General features: G+C 73.8%; 14 protein-coding genes. 8 read left to right on the top strand and 6 right to left on the bottom strand.

Annotated elements, in window-relative coordinates; translation table 11 throughout:
• Nucleotides 1-152: 152 nt before the first annotated feature.
• Both CLV37_RS13355 and CLV37_RS13350 read right to left on the bottom strand, forming a co-directional pair.
• On the bottom strand, nucleotides 153-1,748 hold the full coding sequence (locus tag CLV37_RS13355; RefSeq protein WP_106211099.1) for a GMC family oxidoreductase: 1,596 nt from the start codon (nucleotides 1,746-1,748) through the stop codon (nucleotides 153-155).
• Entirely contained in the window at nucleotides 1,745-3,193 is a 1,449-nt protein-coding gene (locus CLV37_RS13350) for an alpha/beta fold hydrolase (RefSeq protein WP_170127250.1), read from the bottom strand. Before CLV37_RS13350 ends, CLV37_RS13355 begins: the two co-directional genes overlap by 4 nt.
• Nucleotides 3,194-3,824: 631 nt before the next feature.
• On the opposite strand from CLV37_RS13350, the gene CLV37_RS27635 reads away from it, so the two are divergent.
• From CLV37_RS27635 to CLV37_RS28115, 3 genes are all read left to right on the top strand, one after another.
• The gene (locus tag CLV37_RS27635; protein WP_170127249.1) at nucleotides 3,825-4,055 is read left to right on the top strand and encodes a hypothetical protein; all 231 of its coding nucleotides are present in this window, start codon (nucleotides 3,825-3,827) and stop codon (nucleotides 4,053-4,055) included.
• Nucleotide 4,056: 1 nt separating this feature from the next.
• Nucleotides 4,057-5,289 (top strand): cupin domain-containing protein, encoded by a 1,233-nt coding sequence (locus tag CLV37_RS28120; protein WP_211298622.1) that lies wholly within the window; start codon nucleotides 4,057-4,059, stop codon nucleotides 5,287-5,289.
• Nucleotides 5,290-5,501: 212 nt separating this feature from the next.
• On the top strand, nucleotides 5,502-6,176 hold the full coding sequence (locus CLV37_RS28115) for a sucrase ferredoxin (RefSeq protein WP_211298621.1): 675 nt from the start codon (nucleotides 5,502-5,504) through the stop codon (nucleotides 6,174-6,176).
• A gap of 163 nt (nucleotides 6,177-6,339) precedes the next feature.
• Here CLV37_RS28115 and CLV37_RS27630 read toward each other — a convergent pair whose 3' ends face one another.
• The 3 genes from CLV37_RS27630 to CLV37_RS13325 all read right to left on the bottom strand — a co-directional run bounded on the left by CLV37_RS27630 (nucleotide 6,340) and on the right by CLV37_RS13325 (nucleotide 7,397).
• The gene (locus CLV37_RS27630) at nucleotides 6,340-6,504 is read right to left on the bottom strand and encodes a hypothetical protein (protein WP_170127248.1); all 165 of its coding nucleotides are present in this window, start codon (nucleotides 6,502-6,504) and stop codon (nucleotides 6,340-6,342) included.
• A gap of 190 nt (nucleotides 6,505-6,694) precedes the next feature.
• Nucleotides 6,695-6,943, bottom strand: a complete 249-nt coding sequence (locus CLV37_RS13330; protein ID WP_106211089.1) for a hypothetical protein — start codon at nucleotides 6,941-6,943, stop codon at nucleotides 6,695-6,697.
• A 142-nt stretch (nucleotides 6,944-7,085) separates the two neighbouring features.
• Nucleotides 7,086-7,397, bottom strand: a complete 312-nt coding sequence (locus CLV37_RS13325; RefSeq protein ID WP_106211087.1) for a DUF4193 domain-containing protein — start codon at nucleotides 7,395-7,397, stop codon at nucleotides 7,086-7,088.
• Between the two features lie 456 nt (nucleotides 7,398-7,853).
• On the opposite strand from CLV37_RS13325, the gene CLV37_RS13320 reads away from it, so the two are divergent.
• The 5 genes from CLV37_RS13320 to CLV37_RS13300 all read left to right on the top strand — a co-directional run bounded on the left by CLV37_RS13320 (nucleotide 7,854) and on the right by CLV37_RS13300 (nucleotide 14,818).
• Nucleotides 7,854-9,059: a sarcosine oxidase subunit beta family protein gene (locus tag CLV37_RS13320; RefSeq protein WP_342762272.1), complete on the top strand. Its 1,206-nt coding sequence runs from the start codon at nucleotides 7,854-7,856 to the stop codon at nucleotides 9,057-9,059.
• A gap of 14 nt (nucleotides 9,060-9,073) precedes the next feature.
• A complete protein-coding gene (locus CLV37_RS13315; protein WP_106211083.1) occupies nucleotides 9,074-9,364 on the top strand; it encodes a sarcosine oxidase subunit delta in 291 nt (96 codons plus the stop codon).
• Nucleotides 9,361-12,222, top strand: coding sequence for a 2Fe-2S iron-sulfur cluster-binding protein (locus CLV37_RS13310; RefSeq protein WP_106211081.1), 2,862 nt, complete (start codon nucleotides 9,361-9,363; stop codon nucleotides 12,220-12,222). The genes CLV37_RS13315 and CLV37_RS13310 overlap by 4 nt, the downstream gene beginning before the upstream one ends.
• Nucleotides 12,215-12,790, top strand: a complete 576-nt coding sequence (locus CLV37_RS13305) for a sarcosine oxidase subunit gamma (RefSeq protein WP_106211079.1) — start codon at nucleotides 12,215-12,217, stop codon at nucleotides 12,788-12,790. The genes CLV37_RS13310 and CLV37_RS13305 overlap by 8 nt, the downstream gene beginning before the upstream one ends.
• A 93-nt stretch (nucleotides 12,791-12,883) precedes the next feature.
• Nucleotides 12,884-14,818: a chorismate-binding protein gene (locus tag CLV37_RS13300; RefSeq protein WP_170127247.1), complete on the top strand. Its 1,935-nt coding sequence runs from the start codon at nucleotides 12,884-12,886 to the stop codon at nucleotides 14,816-14,818.
• Between the two features lie 162 nt (nucleotides 14,819-14,980).
• Here the strand turns inward: CLV37_RS13300 and CLV37_RS13295 are convergent, their stop codons facing one another.
• Nucleotides 14,981-16,015 (bottom strand): LacI family DNA-binding transcriptional regulator, encoded by a 1,035-nt coding sequence (locus CLV37_RS13295; RefSeq protein ID WP_106211077.1) that lies wholly within the window; start codon nucleotides 16,013-16,015, stop codon nucleotides 14,981-14,983.
• Nucleotides 16,016-16,167 lie beyond the last annotated feature (152 nt).

The following is a 16,167-nucleotide window of genomic DNA, read 5'->3' as shown; positions in this document are numbered from 1 at the left end:
TGTCGGGCAGCGACAGGGACGGGTGGCCGGGACCGACGTCGACGACCTCCTGTGCGGCTCTCGGTCCAGGACCGACGGCCAGGGTGTGGAACGCAGGAGACTACGTCGGGAACGCGTTCCTCGTCGTCGTCCCCCGCGTCCGCGCCTCGTGGTCAGTCCTCCACGTGCGTTCGCCTTCCTGCGGGTCGGTGCTGCGGGTCGGTGCTGCGGGCCACGGCTTCGGCGGTGCGCAGCGACAGAGCCATGATCGTCAGGGCCGGGTTGGCGATGAGGGAACTGGGGAAGATCGAGTTGTCGCAGATCCAGAGGTTCGGCACCTGCCAGGACCGCCCGTCCGGGTCGACCACGGAGGACGCCGGGTCGGTCCCCATCCGGGCCGTGCCGACGGTGTGGGCGGTGCGTTCCAGGACCCGCAGATCGCGACCACCCGCCGCTTCGACGATCGCGGTCATGGTCTGGACCGCGTGCTGTCGCAGTGCGGTCTCGTTGGCGCCGGGGGAGAAGCTGACCCGGGTCAGGGGGATTCCGAGGTCGTCGGTCTCGTCGGCCAGTTCAAGGCGGTTGGCCTCGGACGGCAGGCACTCGGCGTTGATCCCGACCCCGGCCACGTGCGGGTAGTCCTGCAGCGCAGCCACGAGTTCGGCGCCGCGCAGCCCACCGCCACGCACCAGGGACGTCGCGTACGTCGAGGGTTGGACGCCCAGGCTCTGGATCAGGTAGCCACCGGCGAAGTCGGCGTCGGCGGGCCGTGCGGTGTCCTCGGTGATGATTGAGGAGGGGTAGCCGCGGTAGGAACGCACGGGGTCCTCGAACCGGCCCCACACCTGCGTCGCGCCGTGGGCGGTGAAGTTGCGGCCCACCTGACCGCTGGCGTTGGCCAACCCGGTGTTCAGGAGCAGACGCGGTGTCTCCACGCCTCCGGCGGCGAGCACCAGGGCCCGGCAGCGCTGGCGGTGATCGCGCCCGTCCTGGTGGTAGACGACCGAGGAGACGGCACCGCTGCTGTCGACGTCGATGGTGTGCACGAAGGAGTCGGGCCGGATCTCGGCTCCTGCGGCGACCGCCGCCGGCAGGTACGTGGTGTCCATCGACACCTTCGACCCGTTGCGGCACCCCTGGTGGCACCCCCCGCACGAGACGCAGGCCCGGCGCAGGCCGAACCCGGGCTGCTGGCGGTCACGCGTCGTCAGCGCGGCGGGTGCGTCGACGGCCGTGATCCCCACCTCGGCGCACCCGCGCAGCATGGCGCTGGCCGAGGCGTTGCGAGGGGGCGGGGGCAGCAGGTAGCGGCGCGAGGGGTCCCACGGGTAGTGCTCAGGACCGGCGACCCCGACCTCGCGTTCGACGCGCTCGATCCAGCCGACCAGGTCGTCGTACCCGATGGGCCAGTCCTGTCCGAGGCCGGTCTCGGTGCGCAACCGCAGGTCGTGGACGCTGGGACGAGGGGTGAACGCCCCCCAGTGCAGGGTCGAACCCCCCACGCCGGTACCGCTGTTGTTGGGGCCGAAGGCCGTGGGCGCGCTCCCGCCGCTGAGACGTTCGCGCATCCAGTTGATCTGGCCGGCGGCCACGGTCTCGTCGGGGGAGTGGTCCCCGGGTTCGAGGTTCGGGCCGGCTTCGAGGGCCACCACGCGCAGACCCCTGCGCGCCAGTTCGGACAGCAGGGGCGCACCGCCCGCGCCGGTGCCCACCACGACGACGTCGACGACGTCCTCGCCGTCGAAGCGGCGTTGCCCGTCGAGCTTCACCGGGTCCCTCCGCAGGTCGGGCGTACCCGGTCCTCGGCACCACTCACCACGGGGAGCGGACGCCGGGGCGGCGGCGGTTCCCACTCCTCGCGGGCGGCGCCGCCCAGCGCGCCGAACCCGGTCACGAGGGTCCGGTCACCGCCGGTCGCGAACCCGTCGTAGTCGAGAGCGGCCATGGTCGCCGGGTGGCCGATCCACTGCCGCACCAGGTCCACGGTGGCGTCCTCCCACCAGGCGCGCAGCTGCTCGGGGCCCATCGCGCCCACCGTCGGGAAGGTCCCCGCCGCGACCCGGTCCAGCACGGCGGCGACGTCCTCGGGGGCACCGTCCGCTGCGGCGCGCAGCTCGTCGAGGGCGGCCCGGTAGGCGACGACGTCGGCGGGCGATCCGTCGGGTCGCCACCCGTCACCGGAACCACGGGCGAGCTGGTCGTCGACGCGCAGCGCCAGGTCGACCGCGTCCGGACCCGGTTGCGGGACCGCGTGCGCGGCCAGGACGCGCAACGTCTCCAGCTGGGTGTCGTCCAACGCCCGGGGGGACCTCGCGGGGTCGTCCGGCAGGGCCCGCGCGGCCAGTTCCCGGCGCGTGCGGGAACTGACGCGCTCGGAGGCGATGAGCCGCGCCCAGGCGGGCGGCACGCTCGGGCCGGTACGGACCCGGCGGTCCCAGAAGTCCCGGACGAGGCTCGCGACCTCATCGGGACGCTCCCAGGGCAGGAGGTGCGCGGCGCCGGGCACCTCGTGCAGCTCTGCCGCCGTCCAGCGCGGCAGGGTGAGTTCCCGCTGCGCGTCGGCGTCGAGGTCACCGTCCTGCGCACCGGCCAGTACGAGGGCGGGAACGGGGTTGGGGGCGAACTGCCGGGACCAGTCCTCCCTGCTGCCGTGGCGCAGCCACGCGGCCCAGGCCCGCGCGGAGGTGCGCAGGACGTCGTCGACGGCCGTCGCGTCGCGGTCGGGGGACAGCGGTGCGGCGGTGTTGGCCGTGATGAACTCGTGCGCGTGCGCGAGGCCGATGCCCGCAGCACGCGCGTCGTTCGACGCCACCTCCCGGAACGGGGTGACGTCCTGGGCCCAGGCCAGCATCGACTGCCGCCGTTCGTCGGACATGGGTTCGGGGGACAGCGGGGAGGCGGCCAGCAGGACGACCGCCCGCAACCCGAACAGGCCGTTGCTGCCGTCCATGGTCCGCCCCGCCACGACCGAGGCGACCTTGCCGCCCAGGGAATGCCCCAGCAACGCCCACTCGGTGGCTCCGTGCGAGCGGATCGCGTCCTCGACGTGGGCGCTCATCTCCTCGACGGTGAACCCGGGCAGGGCCGCGGAACCGCCGAAACCCGGCAGGTCGAGACCGATGAGTTCCAGGCGGTCGGCGAGCAGGTCGCGCAGGAGGTCGAACTCCCGGGAGCTGGAGCCCAGGGCGTGCAGGCAGAAGATCGGGGTGGGCACGCTGATGTCATACCACCGGGTTCCACGTCCGGCCCGGTGGCGAGCACAGGCTCCACGGCCGGGGAGGCAGGGGTTTCGTGCTGGTCGCCGCGACGGCGCGCACCACGTCTCCACGACCCCGGGTCTGCTGATCGCGCCCTCCGTGCCGTGCCCGTGTCGGAACTCGTCGATCGGGACGCTGGTCCGGGTGGCTCGAGCGGGTGCCGCACCTGCTCGCCCCGCGTCTTCCCGCGGACCTCGACACGGCCCGTGGCCGCCGGGTCGTCCCAGGAGGTCGGGCCCTCCGTCGGCGTCGGGCCCGAGCTGGTCCGGAGGACACGACCTGCTCGCAGTGGCCGCCGCGGGTCCGGGAGGCGCTGAGCGCGGCCGGCCCGCTGGACCTCCGGACCGCGGTGGTCGACGGGTCGCACGTGCGGGTTCTCGAAGGGAGGCGCGCGTCGGAGCTCGACCCGCCTCGTCGAACGACGAGGGGTGTCCTGGCGGGTGTCTCGCCAGTCGTCCGACCTCCTGCGACGAGGTGGGCCGTCCCCCGTGCGGCGTCCTCCTCCGCCGGTCCCGGACGGTCCCCCCGGAGGGCGGGGGCACGTCGCCCCGGGTGGCTGGGCGGGGTGAGCGGTGCAACGCTCCGCGCATGAGCAACCTCAGTGACGACGACATCACCACCACCGCCACGACCCCGACCGAGGGGGATTCCGACTCCGGCGACAGCGACGCCACCCAGGTCGACCCCTCCGGCAGCGACCCGGCAGGTGTCGACCCCGACGGAGGTGAGGGTGGGGACGCCGACTCCGGCGACTCCGACTCCACCCAGGTCGACCCCTCCGGCAGCGACCCGGCGGGCAGTGACCCCGCTGGGGCCTGACGTGGTCGCAGCCGGCCCGGCGCTGCGGCGGTGCTTCGGCGCCGCCGCAGACCGCCTCGCCGAGGAGCACTGGAACGCCCGCCCGCTGCTCGTGCGCGCAGCCGAGCGCGCCGCCGAGGGCGGCCGGGCGTCCGTGCACGACCTGCTCTCACCGGTCGACGTGGACGAGCTGCTGGGCCCACGCGCGCTGCGCACCCCCTTCTTCTCCCTGGTGCAGAACGGCACACCGCTGCCGCGTTCGGGCTACACCCGGCGCGCGGTGGCCGGCAACCAGCAGTTGGCCGACCTGCCCGACTCCGAACGCATCGCGGCGGCCCACGCGGCCGGGGCGACCATCGTCCTGCAGGCGTTGCACCGCACCTGGCCGCCGCTGCAGACGTTCTGCTCCCAGCTCGCCGAGGACCTGGGCCACCAGTGCCAGGTCAACGTCTACATCACCCCGCCGGGTGCGCAGGGTTTCAAACCCCACCACGACACCCACGACGTCGTGGTGCTGCAGGTCGACGGGCGCAAGCACTGGACGATCCACCCGCCCGTGGTCGAGCTGCCGTCGAAGTCGCAGCCCTCCACCCGCCTGGGCCCGGATCCCGTGGGTGGGCGCGCCCCGGTCATCGACACGGTGCTCGAACCCGGTGACGCCCTCTACCTCCCCAGAGGCTGGCTGCACTCGGCCCGCACGACCGAGGACCGCTCCATCCACCTGACGGTCGGTCTCCTGGCGACGACGTGGGCCGACGTCCTCGGTGACGCGGTCGCCTCGGCGGGGGCTGAGGACGTGGCCCTGCGACGGGCTCTCCCGCTGCCCGGCGCGCTGTCCCCGGAGGAGGTCAAGGAGTTCCGCGCCGCCGCCCAGCGCTGGCTGGACACCCTCGACGACGACGCGGTCCACCGCCTCGCCGCCCGTCGCCAGGCCGGTGCCGTGCCGCCGGAACCCGTTCCGGTCCTCGCGCAGGACGAAGCGGTCCGCACCCTCACCGCGCAGCGTCCGTTGAGGCCGCGCCGCGGCACCCGTGCTCGGCTGACGGGGGGCGGGGAGACGGTGGACGTCGTCCTGCCGGACCGCCGGATCACGTTCCCCGGCTGGCTGCGTCCGGCTCTGGAGCACGTCCTGGCCGCGGAACGGACCTCGGCGTCGGAGTTGGCTGCGGTGGGGCTCGACCCCGACGATGCCCTGGTGGTCCTGCGTCGTCTGCTGCGCGAGAGCGTGCTCCTGCCGGCGGGGGAGCAGGTCTGAGCACGCAGGCCATCGCGCGGAGGTTCTCGTGCGCCGCGGCGGCGGACGAGCGGGGCGACGCCTTGCTCGGGACCGCCACCGCGGTGCGCGGCTACCTCCTGATCGAAGAGCCGGGCGCGTGGGGGCCCGGGGCCGTTCCCGCGTCGCGGCTGGGGGCCGAGACGACCGACGCAGTCCGGCGGACGGCTCAGGGACGCGGCCTGAAACTCCTGTTGATCCGCCGCCACGGGACGCGCGACCTCGACCCGCACGGACCCAGACGCCTGTTCCTCGTCGACGTCCGCCGCGGTCACGCCCGAACCCTCACGAGGACGACCCCGGCCACGAGCATCGCCCACGCCGCAGCTGCCGCGGAGGGGTGGTCGCCGCACGGTGACCAGCTGCTGCTGGTCTGCACGCACGGGAAGAAGGACTGGTGCTGCGCCCTGCGGGGACGTCCCGTCGTCGCTGCCTTGGCCGCCCTCGACCCCGACCCCGTCTGGGAGTGCTCCCACCTGGGCGGTGACCGGTTCGCGGCGACCGCGCTGTCCCTGCCGTCGGGGATCACGCACGGTCGGCTGTCACCGGACGACGCACCCGCCCTGCTGGCCGCGCTGCAGGACGACCGCGTCCTGCCGCACCTGCTGCGGGGACGCTCCTGCGATCCCGGGGTGGTCCAAGCCGCCGAGGGCCACGTCCGGCTGCAACGGGGGATCGACGGGATCGAGGCGCTGCGTCCTCGGGCCGTCGTCGACGAGGAAGGGGGACGCTGGCGCGTCGACCTCGAACACGGAGGTCGGGTGTTCGGGGTGCACTTGCGCGTCGGATCGGCGCCCGCCCACCGGCTGACCTGCTCGGCCATCGACGATCGGCACGCCCGGACGTGGGAACTGGAACACATCGACTGAGACCGACCGACGTCGGGTGCAGTGGGCCAGGGAGCGGTCTGCCACCGCAGGCCCGCTCGGGCACCGCGTCAGTCGCGGTCCACGGTGCGGAGGAGGACGACGGGTCCGGTGTCGTCGCCGGTCTGGTCGGTGTGCGATCGGGCAGGTCACGACGAGCCGGTGGTCAGCGGGTCACCGCCTCGATTCCGACGGTGCGCGGGTTCTCCCGGGCTGGAGCTTCCTGCAGGTGGTGCCGCTCGGCCACCGCACCGGCCGGCCCGGCGAACGGGTCATCCCCTTCACCGTGCGAGCGCACCAACGTCGTGGAGACCACGTAGCCGCCCTCCACCGTCGTCTCGTTCTGCGAGGTCACCCGGCAGCGGACGTTCTCGCGCCCCCGGCGCTGGCTGCGCGCGGCGCACCGCCTCCCTGCAGGCCCTGACACGCCTCCTCCCGGCCGTTGCCCTCACCTCGCGGGGCCCCCGCGGGGTCAGCGTTCCGGCGTTGCAGCTGCACGCGTTGACCTGACGCAGCGGTGATCAGCGCGGATCGTTGTGTGCTTGCTCCTCGCCGCGAGGCAGGAGCTCCTCCGTCACCGCGGTCGTGCGACGCACCAGACGCCAGGTGGCCGACGGGCCACCCAGCTGTGCCGCCTCCAGTTCGAGCTGGGCTTCTTCGCGAGTGCACCCGCTGCGGAAGAGGGGCCACCGGCCGTCTCGTCCACCCACGACGTCGTACGCCACTGCGGAGGTGACGACGGGAGTGGAGGTGAGATCGCCGATCGCCACTCCCGCTCCTCGCGCCGCCTCCGCCCTGGAGATCGACTACTGACGACGCCGCCAACCGTCCCGGCACGAGCTCCTGGTCTTCACGTCCGGGAAACTGATCGCGCAACGAAGACCAAGGAGGTCACCCGGCTGGGATGAGACGTCAGTCGGCGCAGTCGTCGCAGATCAGCTGTCCGTCGTTGTTGCTCCGGGCGGTGTGCAGCTGGCTGCGGTGCTTGACCAGGAAGCAGCTCGTGCAGGTGAACTCGTCCTGCTGGCGCGGCAGCACCTGCACCGTCAGCTCTTCACCCGACAGGTCCGCCCCGGGGAGCTCGAAGCCCTCAGCGGCCTCGTTCTCGTCCTCGTCCACGCGCGAGGACGACGTCTTGTCGCTGCGCTGGGTCTTCAGTTCCTCGATCGAGTCGGCCTCGAGGTCCTCATCGGTCTTGCGGGGAGCGTCGTAGTCGGTCGCCATCAGTGCCTCTCCTGGTGTTCTGCGCGGTCTGCCCGGTGCTCAGACGGTCCTGTCTGAGCACGAGAGCGCCGTACTCAACCACGTCAGCACCGCGTCCATGCCCGCACCGCACCAGGCCGCGGTGTGGCCCACGCCACCTGACCTCGGGTCCGGGTGGGGTCAGCTTCCGAGATCACGAGATGACGCCTGCGGTGGCCGTCCGGCGCGCGGCCTGGCGATGCCGCCGCGCCTTGACCCGGCGCGGACCTGAACCTACAGTCACCTTCAACTGACATATCAGTCTGGAGGACACGTGGTCGCCGACCTGGACACCCCCGCCGCGCCCGCCCCCGCCGGGAGGGCCGACCGGTGACCACCGTCGACGCCTTCTCGACGGACCCCGACAACGCCGTCCCGCACACCCCCGCGACCACCCCGACGGCCGGGACCGCCTCGCCCCGCACGCCGGGCGCGGACCTGCCCGAGCACCCCGACTTCCTGTGGCGCAACCCCGACCCGCAGAAGGCCTACGACGTCGTGATCGTCGGCGGCGGTGGGCACGGGCTGGCGACGGCGCACTACCTGGCGAAGAACCACGGCATCACGAACGTCGCGGTCCTGGAGAAGGGCTGGCTGGCCGGCGGGAACATGGCCCGCAACACCACCCTCATCCGGTCGAACTACCTGTGGGACGAGTCGGCCGGGATCTACGAGCACTCCCTGAAGCTGTGGGAGGGGCTGGAGGAGGACCTCGGGTACCCGATCCTGTTCTCCCAGCGCGGCGTGCTGAACCTGGCGCACACGCTGCAGGACGTGCGCGACTCCGTGCGCCGGGTCGAGGCCAACCGCCTCAACGGCATCGACGCCGAGTGGGTCGAACCGGACGAGGTGAAGAAGCTCTGCCCGATCGTCAACACCTCCGACGACATCCGCTACCCCGTGCTGGGCGCCACGTACCAGCCGCGCGCCGGCATCGCCAAGCACGACTACGTCGCGTGGGGTTTCGCCCGCCGCGCCTCCGCGGCCGGGATCGACCTCATCCAGGACTGCGAGGTCGTCGACTTCCTGCGCGAGGGGAACCGGGTCGTCGGGGTCCGGACCACCCGCGGTGACATCGCGTGCGGGAAGGTCGCGCTCGCCTCGGCCGGCAGCACCTCGGTCCTCACCGACAAGCTGGGCCTGCGGGTCCCGATCCAGTCGCACCCGTTGCAGGCGCTGGTCTCCGAACTGCTGGAACCGGTGCACCCCACGATCGTCATGAGCAACGCCGTCCACGTGTACGTCTCGCAGGCGCACAAGGGCGAACTCGTCATGGGTGCGGGGGTCGACTCCTACAACGGGTACGGCCAGCGGGGGGCGTTCCACATCATCGAGCGGCAGATGGCCGCGGCCGTCGAACTGTTCCCCGTCTTCGCCCGGGCGCACCTGCTGCGCACCTGGGGCGGGATCGTGGACGTCACCCCGGACGCCTCGCCGATCGTCGGGAAGACCCCCTACGACAACGTCTACCTGAACTGCGGGTGGGGCACGGGCGGTTTCAAGGCCACGCCAGGGGTGGGGTGGACGTTCGCGCACACCATCGCCCACGACGAACCGCACACGTACAACGCGCCGTTCACGCTGGACCGGTTCGTGACCGGCCGGCTCGTCGACGAGCACGGCGCCGCCGCCGTGGCGCACTGAGGGGGTTCCGGCAGATGCAGCTCATCGAGTGCCCGTGGTGCGGACCGCGCGAGGAGGTGGAGTTCCACTACGGCGGTCAGGCGCACGTCGCCCACCCCGAGAACCCCGCCGACCTCGACGACGAGCAGTGGGCGCACTACCTGTTCTTCCGCGACAACCCCAAGGGGCTGTTCGCCGAACGCTGGTCGCACAGCGCCGGGTGCCGGCGGTGGTTCAACGCCGTCCGCGACACCGTGACCTACCGGTTCCACACCGTCTACCGACCCGGTGAACCCCGCCCCCAGGAAGGACCGGTGCCCTCGTGAGCGACGCGTTCCGCACCCCGGACGGGGGCCGCGTCGACCGCTCGACGACCCTGTCGTTCACGTTCGACGGCGAACCCCTCACCGGCCACCCCGGCGACACCCTCGCCTCGGCGCTGCTCGCCCACGGCCGCCACCGGGTGACGACCAGCATCAAGCTGGGCCGCCCCCGGGGGATCGGCGCCGCGTGGGCCGAGGACCCCAGCAGTCTCGTGCAGATCGAAGAACCCTTCCCCGAGCCGATGCTGCTGGCCACCACCGTCGAACTCTTCGACGGCCTCGTGGCCCACGGGATCCCCGGGCAGGGCCGGCTCGCCGAGATCGGCGACGAAGCGCGCTACGACTCGCGCCACCGGCACGTCGACGTCCTCGTCGTCGGCGCCGGTCCCGCCGGGCTCGCCGCCGCCCTGACCGCCTCCCGGGCCGGGGCCCGCGTCGCGCTCGTCGACGAGCAGTCCGAGGCCGGCGGTGCCCTGCTGGGCTCGGCCGACCTGCTCGACGGCCGCCCGGCGCTGGAGTGGGTCGCCGCCGCCGTCGCCGAGCTGCGGGCGAACCCCGACGTCACGCACCTGCAGCGCACCACCGCCTTCGGCGCCTACGACGACGGTTTCGTCCTCGCCCTGGAACGGCGCACCGACCACCTCGGCGCCGACGCCCCGCAGACCCGGTCCCGCCAGCGCGTGTGGCGGCTGCGGGCCCGCCACGTCGTCGTCGCCACCGGGGCGCACGAACGTCCCGTCGTCTTCGACGACAACGACCGCCCCGGGATCCTGCTCGCCCACGGTGCCCGCACGTTCCTGCACCGCTACGGCGTGCTCGTCGGGCGGGAGGCCGTCGTCTTCACGACCAACGACAGCGCCTACGACGTCGCGACGGACCTGGCCGGCGCCGGGGTCCGCGTGCGGGCCGTCGTCGACGCGCGTCCCCGACCGCCCGCGCACCGGGTCCGGGAGTGCGAGCGCCGCGGCGTCGAGGTGCTCGCCGGGGCCATCGTCACCGGGACGCGGGGAACGCCGGGGACGGGGCGCGTCAGCGCGGCGGTCCTGGACGACGAGCGCGTCCTGGCCTGCGACGCGCTGCTCGTGTCCGGGGGCTGGAACCCGGCCGTCCACCTGTTCAGCCAGGCCGGCGGGAAGCTGCGCTTCGACGACGTGCTCGGGGCGTTCGTCCCGGCCGGTCCCGTCGAGGGCCTGACCGTCACGGGGGCCGCGGCCGGGGTCCTGGACCTCGAGGGGTGCCTGGACCACGGTGCGGGCGACGGCCGCGACGTCGTGGAGGAGCTCGGGTTCAGCGCCCCGGAGATCGCGCTGCCCGCGACCGCGCCCGCCGCTGCGGGCACCGACCCGGTCGTCCTGTGGCGGGTCCCGCAGCGCGACGGCAGCGACCCGTCGGTGCAGTTCGTCGACCTGCAGCGCGACGCCACCGTCGCCGACATCGCCCGCGCCGTCGGGGCCGGACTGCGGTCCGCGCAGCACGTCAAGCGGTACACGACGATCGGGACCGCGCACGACCAGGGCAAGACCTCCGGCGTCGTCGCGGCCGGCATTACCGCCGAACTGTCCGGCGTCCCGGTCCGCGACGTCGGGGTCACCACGTTCCGCCCGCCCTACACGCCCGTCGCGTTCGCGGCGCTGGCCGGCCGCGACCGCGGGCGCCGGTTCGACCCCGAACGGTTCACCGCCCTGCACGACTGGCACGAGGCCCACGGCGCGGTCTGGGAGGACGTCGGGCAGTGGAAGCGCCCGCGGTACTACCCGCGACCGGGGGAGGACATGGAGGCGGCCGTGCTGCGCGAGTGCGCAGCCGCACGTTCCCGCGTGGGGGTCCTCGACGGGTCCACCCTGGGCAAGATCGACGTCCAGGGCCCGGACGCGGGGGAGTTCCTCGACCGGCTGTACACCAACGTCATGAGCTCGCTGAAGGTCGGCCGCGTCCGCTACGGGGTGATGTGCTCGCCCGACGGCACGGTCCTCGACGACGGCACCGTCCTGCGGACGGGGGAGCACCGCTTCACCGTCATGACGACGACCGGCGGCGCGGCGAAGGTCCTGGACTGGATGGAGGAGTGGCTGCAGACCGAGTGGCCCGGTCTGCGCGTCCACCTCACCTCCACCACCGAGCAGTGGGCCGCGTTCCCCGTCGTGGGGCCGCGTTCGCGCGACGTCGTCGGTGCGGTGTTCGGCGGCCCCGGTGGTGTCGACGTGAGCAGCGACGCGTTCGGGTTCATGACCTGGCAGGACACCGAACTCGACGGGGTCCCCGTCCGGCTGGCCCGGATCAGCTTCTCGGGCGAACTCGCCTGGGAGGTCCACGTGAACTCCTGGTTCGCCGCCGACGTCTGGCAGCGGCTGATCGCGGCCGGTCGGGAGCACGGGATCACCCCGTACGGCACCGAGACGATGCACGTCCTGCGCGCCGAGAAGGGTTACCCGATCATCGGGCAGGACACCGACGGCACCGTCACCCCGCAGGACCTGGGCATGTCGTGGGTCGTGTCGGGGAAGAAGGCCGACTTCGTCGGCAAGCGATCCTTCGCCCGCGCCGACAACCAGCGCCCCGACCGCAAGCAGCTCGTCGGGTTGCTGCCCGTCGACCGCGCGACGGTGCTGCCGGAGGGCTCGCAGGTCATCGACTTCCGCGCCGACGGTCAGCTGCCCCCGCCGCCGGTGCCGATGCTCGGCCACGTGACGTCCAGCTACCGCAGCGCGTTCCTCGAGCGTCCCTTCGCCCTGGCCCTGGTCCAGGGCGGGGAACAGCGGCACGGCCAGAGGCTGCACGTCCCCGTCGGGGACCGGCTCGTGGCCGTGGAGATCACCGGTCCCGTCCTCGTCGACCCCGAAGGAGCCCGCCGCGATGGCTGACGCACTGGTGAGCGCCCACCCCCTGGAGCGGTGGCGGGCGGCGTTCGCGGAACTGCCCACCGGGGTCGAGCTCGGGTCGGCCCCCCTGCACGCGGCGGCCGACCTGCGCACGGGGCCGGAAGGGTTCGCCGCCGTCGCCGGGTTCCTGGGCGCGCAGCTGCCCCCGGCCGGCCGGTGGGTCCCCGCCCTCGACGGCCGGGTCGTCTGGCTCGGCCCGGACGAGTGGCTCGTCACGAGCCCCTCGCGCACGCCGTGGGGCCTGGAGGCCGAACTGGCCGAGGTCGTGGCCCCGCACGGCGGGGCCGCCGTCGACGTCTCCGCGAACCGGGTCGAGATCCGTGTGGGGGGCGCGCACGCGCGGGAACTGCTGTCCGGCGGGTGCCCGGTGGACCTGCACCCCCGCGCGTTCGGCGCCGGAGCCGCCGTCGCGACGACGCTGGCCCACTGCGGCGTCGTGCTGCTGGGGCTGGGGGAGGACGGGATCGCCGTCCTCGTGCGGTCGTCGTTCGCCCGGCACCTGGCCGACTGGTTGCTGGACGCGGCCCTGGAGTTCGTCCCGGTGCCCTGAGCTCGCGGGCCGGTGGCGACCCCGCCCGCGCCCCCGCCCGCGGCACGGCATCCTGGTGACCCCGGACCCGTCGCCGCGAAGGAGGGAGCCCGCGTGCGCTGGCTCGTCGTGGACAACCACGACTCCTACACCCACAACCTCGTCCAGCTGCTCGCCGTCGCCACGGGCACCGACCCCGAGGTCGTCAGCGACGACGACGTGGCGCCGGGTGAGCTCGACCTGGGCGGGTACGCGGGCATCGTCGTCTCACCCGGTCCCGGCCACCCCGCCGAGGCCCGCGACTTCGCGCTGTCGGCCGACGTGCTGGCCCGCGCGCAGGTCCCCGTCCTCGGCGTCTGCCTCGGCATGCAGGGCATGGCGCTCGCGGCCGGCGCCGTCGTCGACGCCGCCCCCGTCCCCCGGCACGGGTTCGTCGACCGGGTCCGGCACACCGGCACCTCCGTCCTGGCGGGCCTGCCGCAGGGGTTCGCCGCGACGCGCTACCACTCCTTCCGGGTCGCCGAGCCGCTGCCGGACGACCTCGAACCGCTGGCCTGGGCCGGGGACGGCGTCCTCATGGCGCTGCGGCACCGGCACCGCCCCCAGGTGGGGGTGCAGTTCCACCCCGAGTCGATCGCCAGCACGACGGGGGCGCGGATCGTCGAGAACTTCGTCCGGTGGTGCCGCCGGGCCCAGCACCCCCGGCGGTACCGGCTGCACGCCCGCCGGCTGGACGGGGTGCGCGAGGGCGACCGGGTCCTCGCCGCGACGTTCGGGGCGACCTCGGGCCAGGACGTCTTCTGGCTGGACTCCGCCGCGCGCGGCGCCGGGTCGGGCCGGTTCTCCTTCCTCGGTCCGCTCGCGGGGCACCGGGTGTCGTCGCTGGCGGGGTTGGCCGCCGAACTCGCCGCGCTGGGCGTCGACGGGGCCGAGCAGGTGCCCTTCGAGTTCCACGGCGGTTTCGTGGGCTGGGCCGGGTACGAGGCGCGCGACGAGTGCGGTTTCCCGACCGCGCGCGACGACGGCACCCCGGCCGCGCACTGGGTCTTCGTCGACCGCTTCGTCGCCCTCGACCACGGGGAGGGCAGCACCTGGGTCGTGGCCCTGGGCGGGCCGGAAGAACCCGCCTGGGTCGCGCGGACCGTCGCCGCGCTCGCGGACCCGCCCGCGCTCGCCGACCCCCCGCCCCCGGGTGACCTGCCCGTCACGCTCGACACCGCACCGGCGGACTACCGGCGCGACGTCCTCGCCGCGCAGGAGCAGTTGCGGGCGGGGCAGAGCTACGAGATCTGCCTCACGACGCAGGCCCGCGTCCCGGTCGACGACGGTGCGGGCGGCGACGCGTTCACGGTGCACCGGCGGCTGCGCGCGGCGAACCCGGCGCCCTACGCCGCCTTCCTGCGCACGGCCGGGACCGAGGTCGTCAGCAGTTCGCCCGAACGCTTCCTGCACGTGGACGGCGCGGGGGCAGTGGAGACGCGCCCGATCAAGGGGACGGCCCCCGTGGACACCGATCCCGCGGCGCTGCAGGCGGACCCGAAGACGCGCGCGGAGAACCTCATGGTCGTCGACCTGCTGCGCAACGACCTCGGGCGCGTGTGCGTGCCGGGCTCGGTCACCGTCCCGCACCTCATGAGCGTGGAGACCCTGCCGACGGTCCACCAGCTCGTGACGACCGTGCGGGGCCGGCTCCGGCCGGGCACCTCCGCCGTGGACTGCCTGCGCGCGTGCTTCCCGCCGGGGTCGATGACGGGAGCGCCCAAGCTGCGCACCACGGAGATCGTCGACGCGCTGGAGCAGCGGCCCCGCGGGGTCTACTCCGGGACGATCGGCTGGTTCTCCGTCTCCGGCGCCGCGGACCTGTCCGTCGTCATCCGCACCGCGGTGCGCGTCGGGGACGAGTGGCGGGTCGGGGCGGGGGGAGCGGTCGTGCTGGACTCCGACCCCGACGCCGAGGTCGCCGAGGTGCTGCTGAAGCTGCGGGCGCCGCTGGCGGCCCTGACCAGCCGCCGCCTCGACCCTCGACAGGTGTCGACCGGGCGGTGGTAGCGTGCGCGCACGGTCAGCGGTCGCGGTCCGTTCCCCGACGTCGAGGAGACAGGCAGCACCGACCCGCACCACCGTTTCGCACACCCGCCGCGAGGTGAGGTCCCCGCCCGTCCGGACGCAGTCGTCCCGGTCCGTGCGGAGGACAGGTCCCGCGGGGTGGCGTCACCGCGGGGCGGGCAGGGGTTTCAGCCGCGCGCGCCGGGTGGGAGCGGGCCCGATCGACTCCCGGGGCAGGAACGTGTGCAGGGACCGCGCGTCGGGTGCCGGCGGTTCCAGCCCGCGGGCCAGGGCCACGAGCCGCTCCATGGCCTCACGTCCCTGGCGTTCGACGTCGATCACGACGGTCGACAGGGTGGGCGTGCAGAACCGCCCGAAGTCGTGGCCGTCCCAGCCGAAGACGCTCACGTCGCGCGGGACCCGCCAGCCGCGCTGGGTCAGGGCCCGCATGGCTCCGACGGCGACGTGGTCGTTGGCGGCGACGACGGCCGTGACGGGGGTGTCCCGGGGCAGCGCCGCGACGGCGTCGAACCCCGACTGCCCGTGCCAGTCGCCCTCGGCGACGGTGCCCCGCACGCCGAGGTCGGCCGTCGTCTTCAGGAACGTCTCCAGGCGGTTGCGGGCCGAGGCCCACCCCGGCGGGCCGCTGACGTGCAGGAAGTGCTCGTGGCCCAGCTCGGCCAGGGTCCGCACGATCTGCACCCCCGCGGCGCTGTCGGCCAGGGCGCCGGTGCCGCGCAGCTCGTCGTCGTAGTTCGCGATGGTGACGACCGGCGTGGCGGAGGGGGAGACCTCCGGCCCCGGTGCGTGGGTGCCCAGGGAGAGGACGCCTTCGTACTCGCCGCACTCGGCGAGCTCGCGCACGCGCTCGGCGCGTTCGGCCGCGGAGCCTTCCAAGCCGGTGAGGTCGATCGCGTACCCCGCCGCGTGGCCCACGGTCACGGCCTCGGAGACCAGCCGCAGGGGCAGCACGTTCAGCTTCACGGCCGGGACGAGGAACGCGAGCCGTCCGCTGCGGCGGGTGCGCATGGACCGGGCCACGAGGTTGGGCCGGTAGTTCAGCTCCGCGATGGCCGCCTCCACCTTGGCCGTGGTGGCCGGTTTGAGGCCGCCGTTGTGGCGCAGGTAGCGCGACACGGTCTGGTGCGAGACGCCGGCCAGGGTGGCCACCTCGTAGATGGTCGCGCGCTTCTGCGCCATGCGGTGCCCTCCCCGGACTGGTCGGGTCTCATCGTTGACACCCGAAGTGATCGATAACTAAGGTACCCGAGTCAACGAAGATTATCGATCACTTTCCGACCTCCCCCCACCGCTCCCCGTGCCCGTCACCCGCACGAGCGCAAGAGCGTTGA

This window comes from Kineococcus rhizosphaerae (assembly GCF_003002055.1).
Taxonomy (GTDB): Bacteria; Actinomycetota; Actinomycetes; order Actinomycetales; family Kineococcaceae; genus Kineococcus; species Kineococcus rhizosphaerae.
Note: the sequence above shows the minus strand (reverse complement) of the source record. Positions and strands in the feature narration are given on the sequence as shown.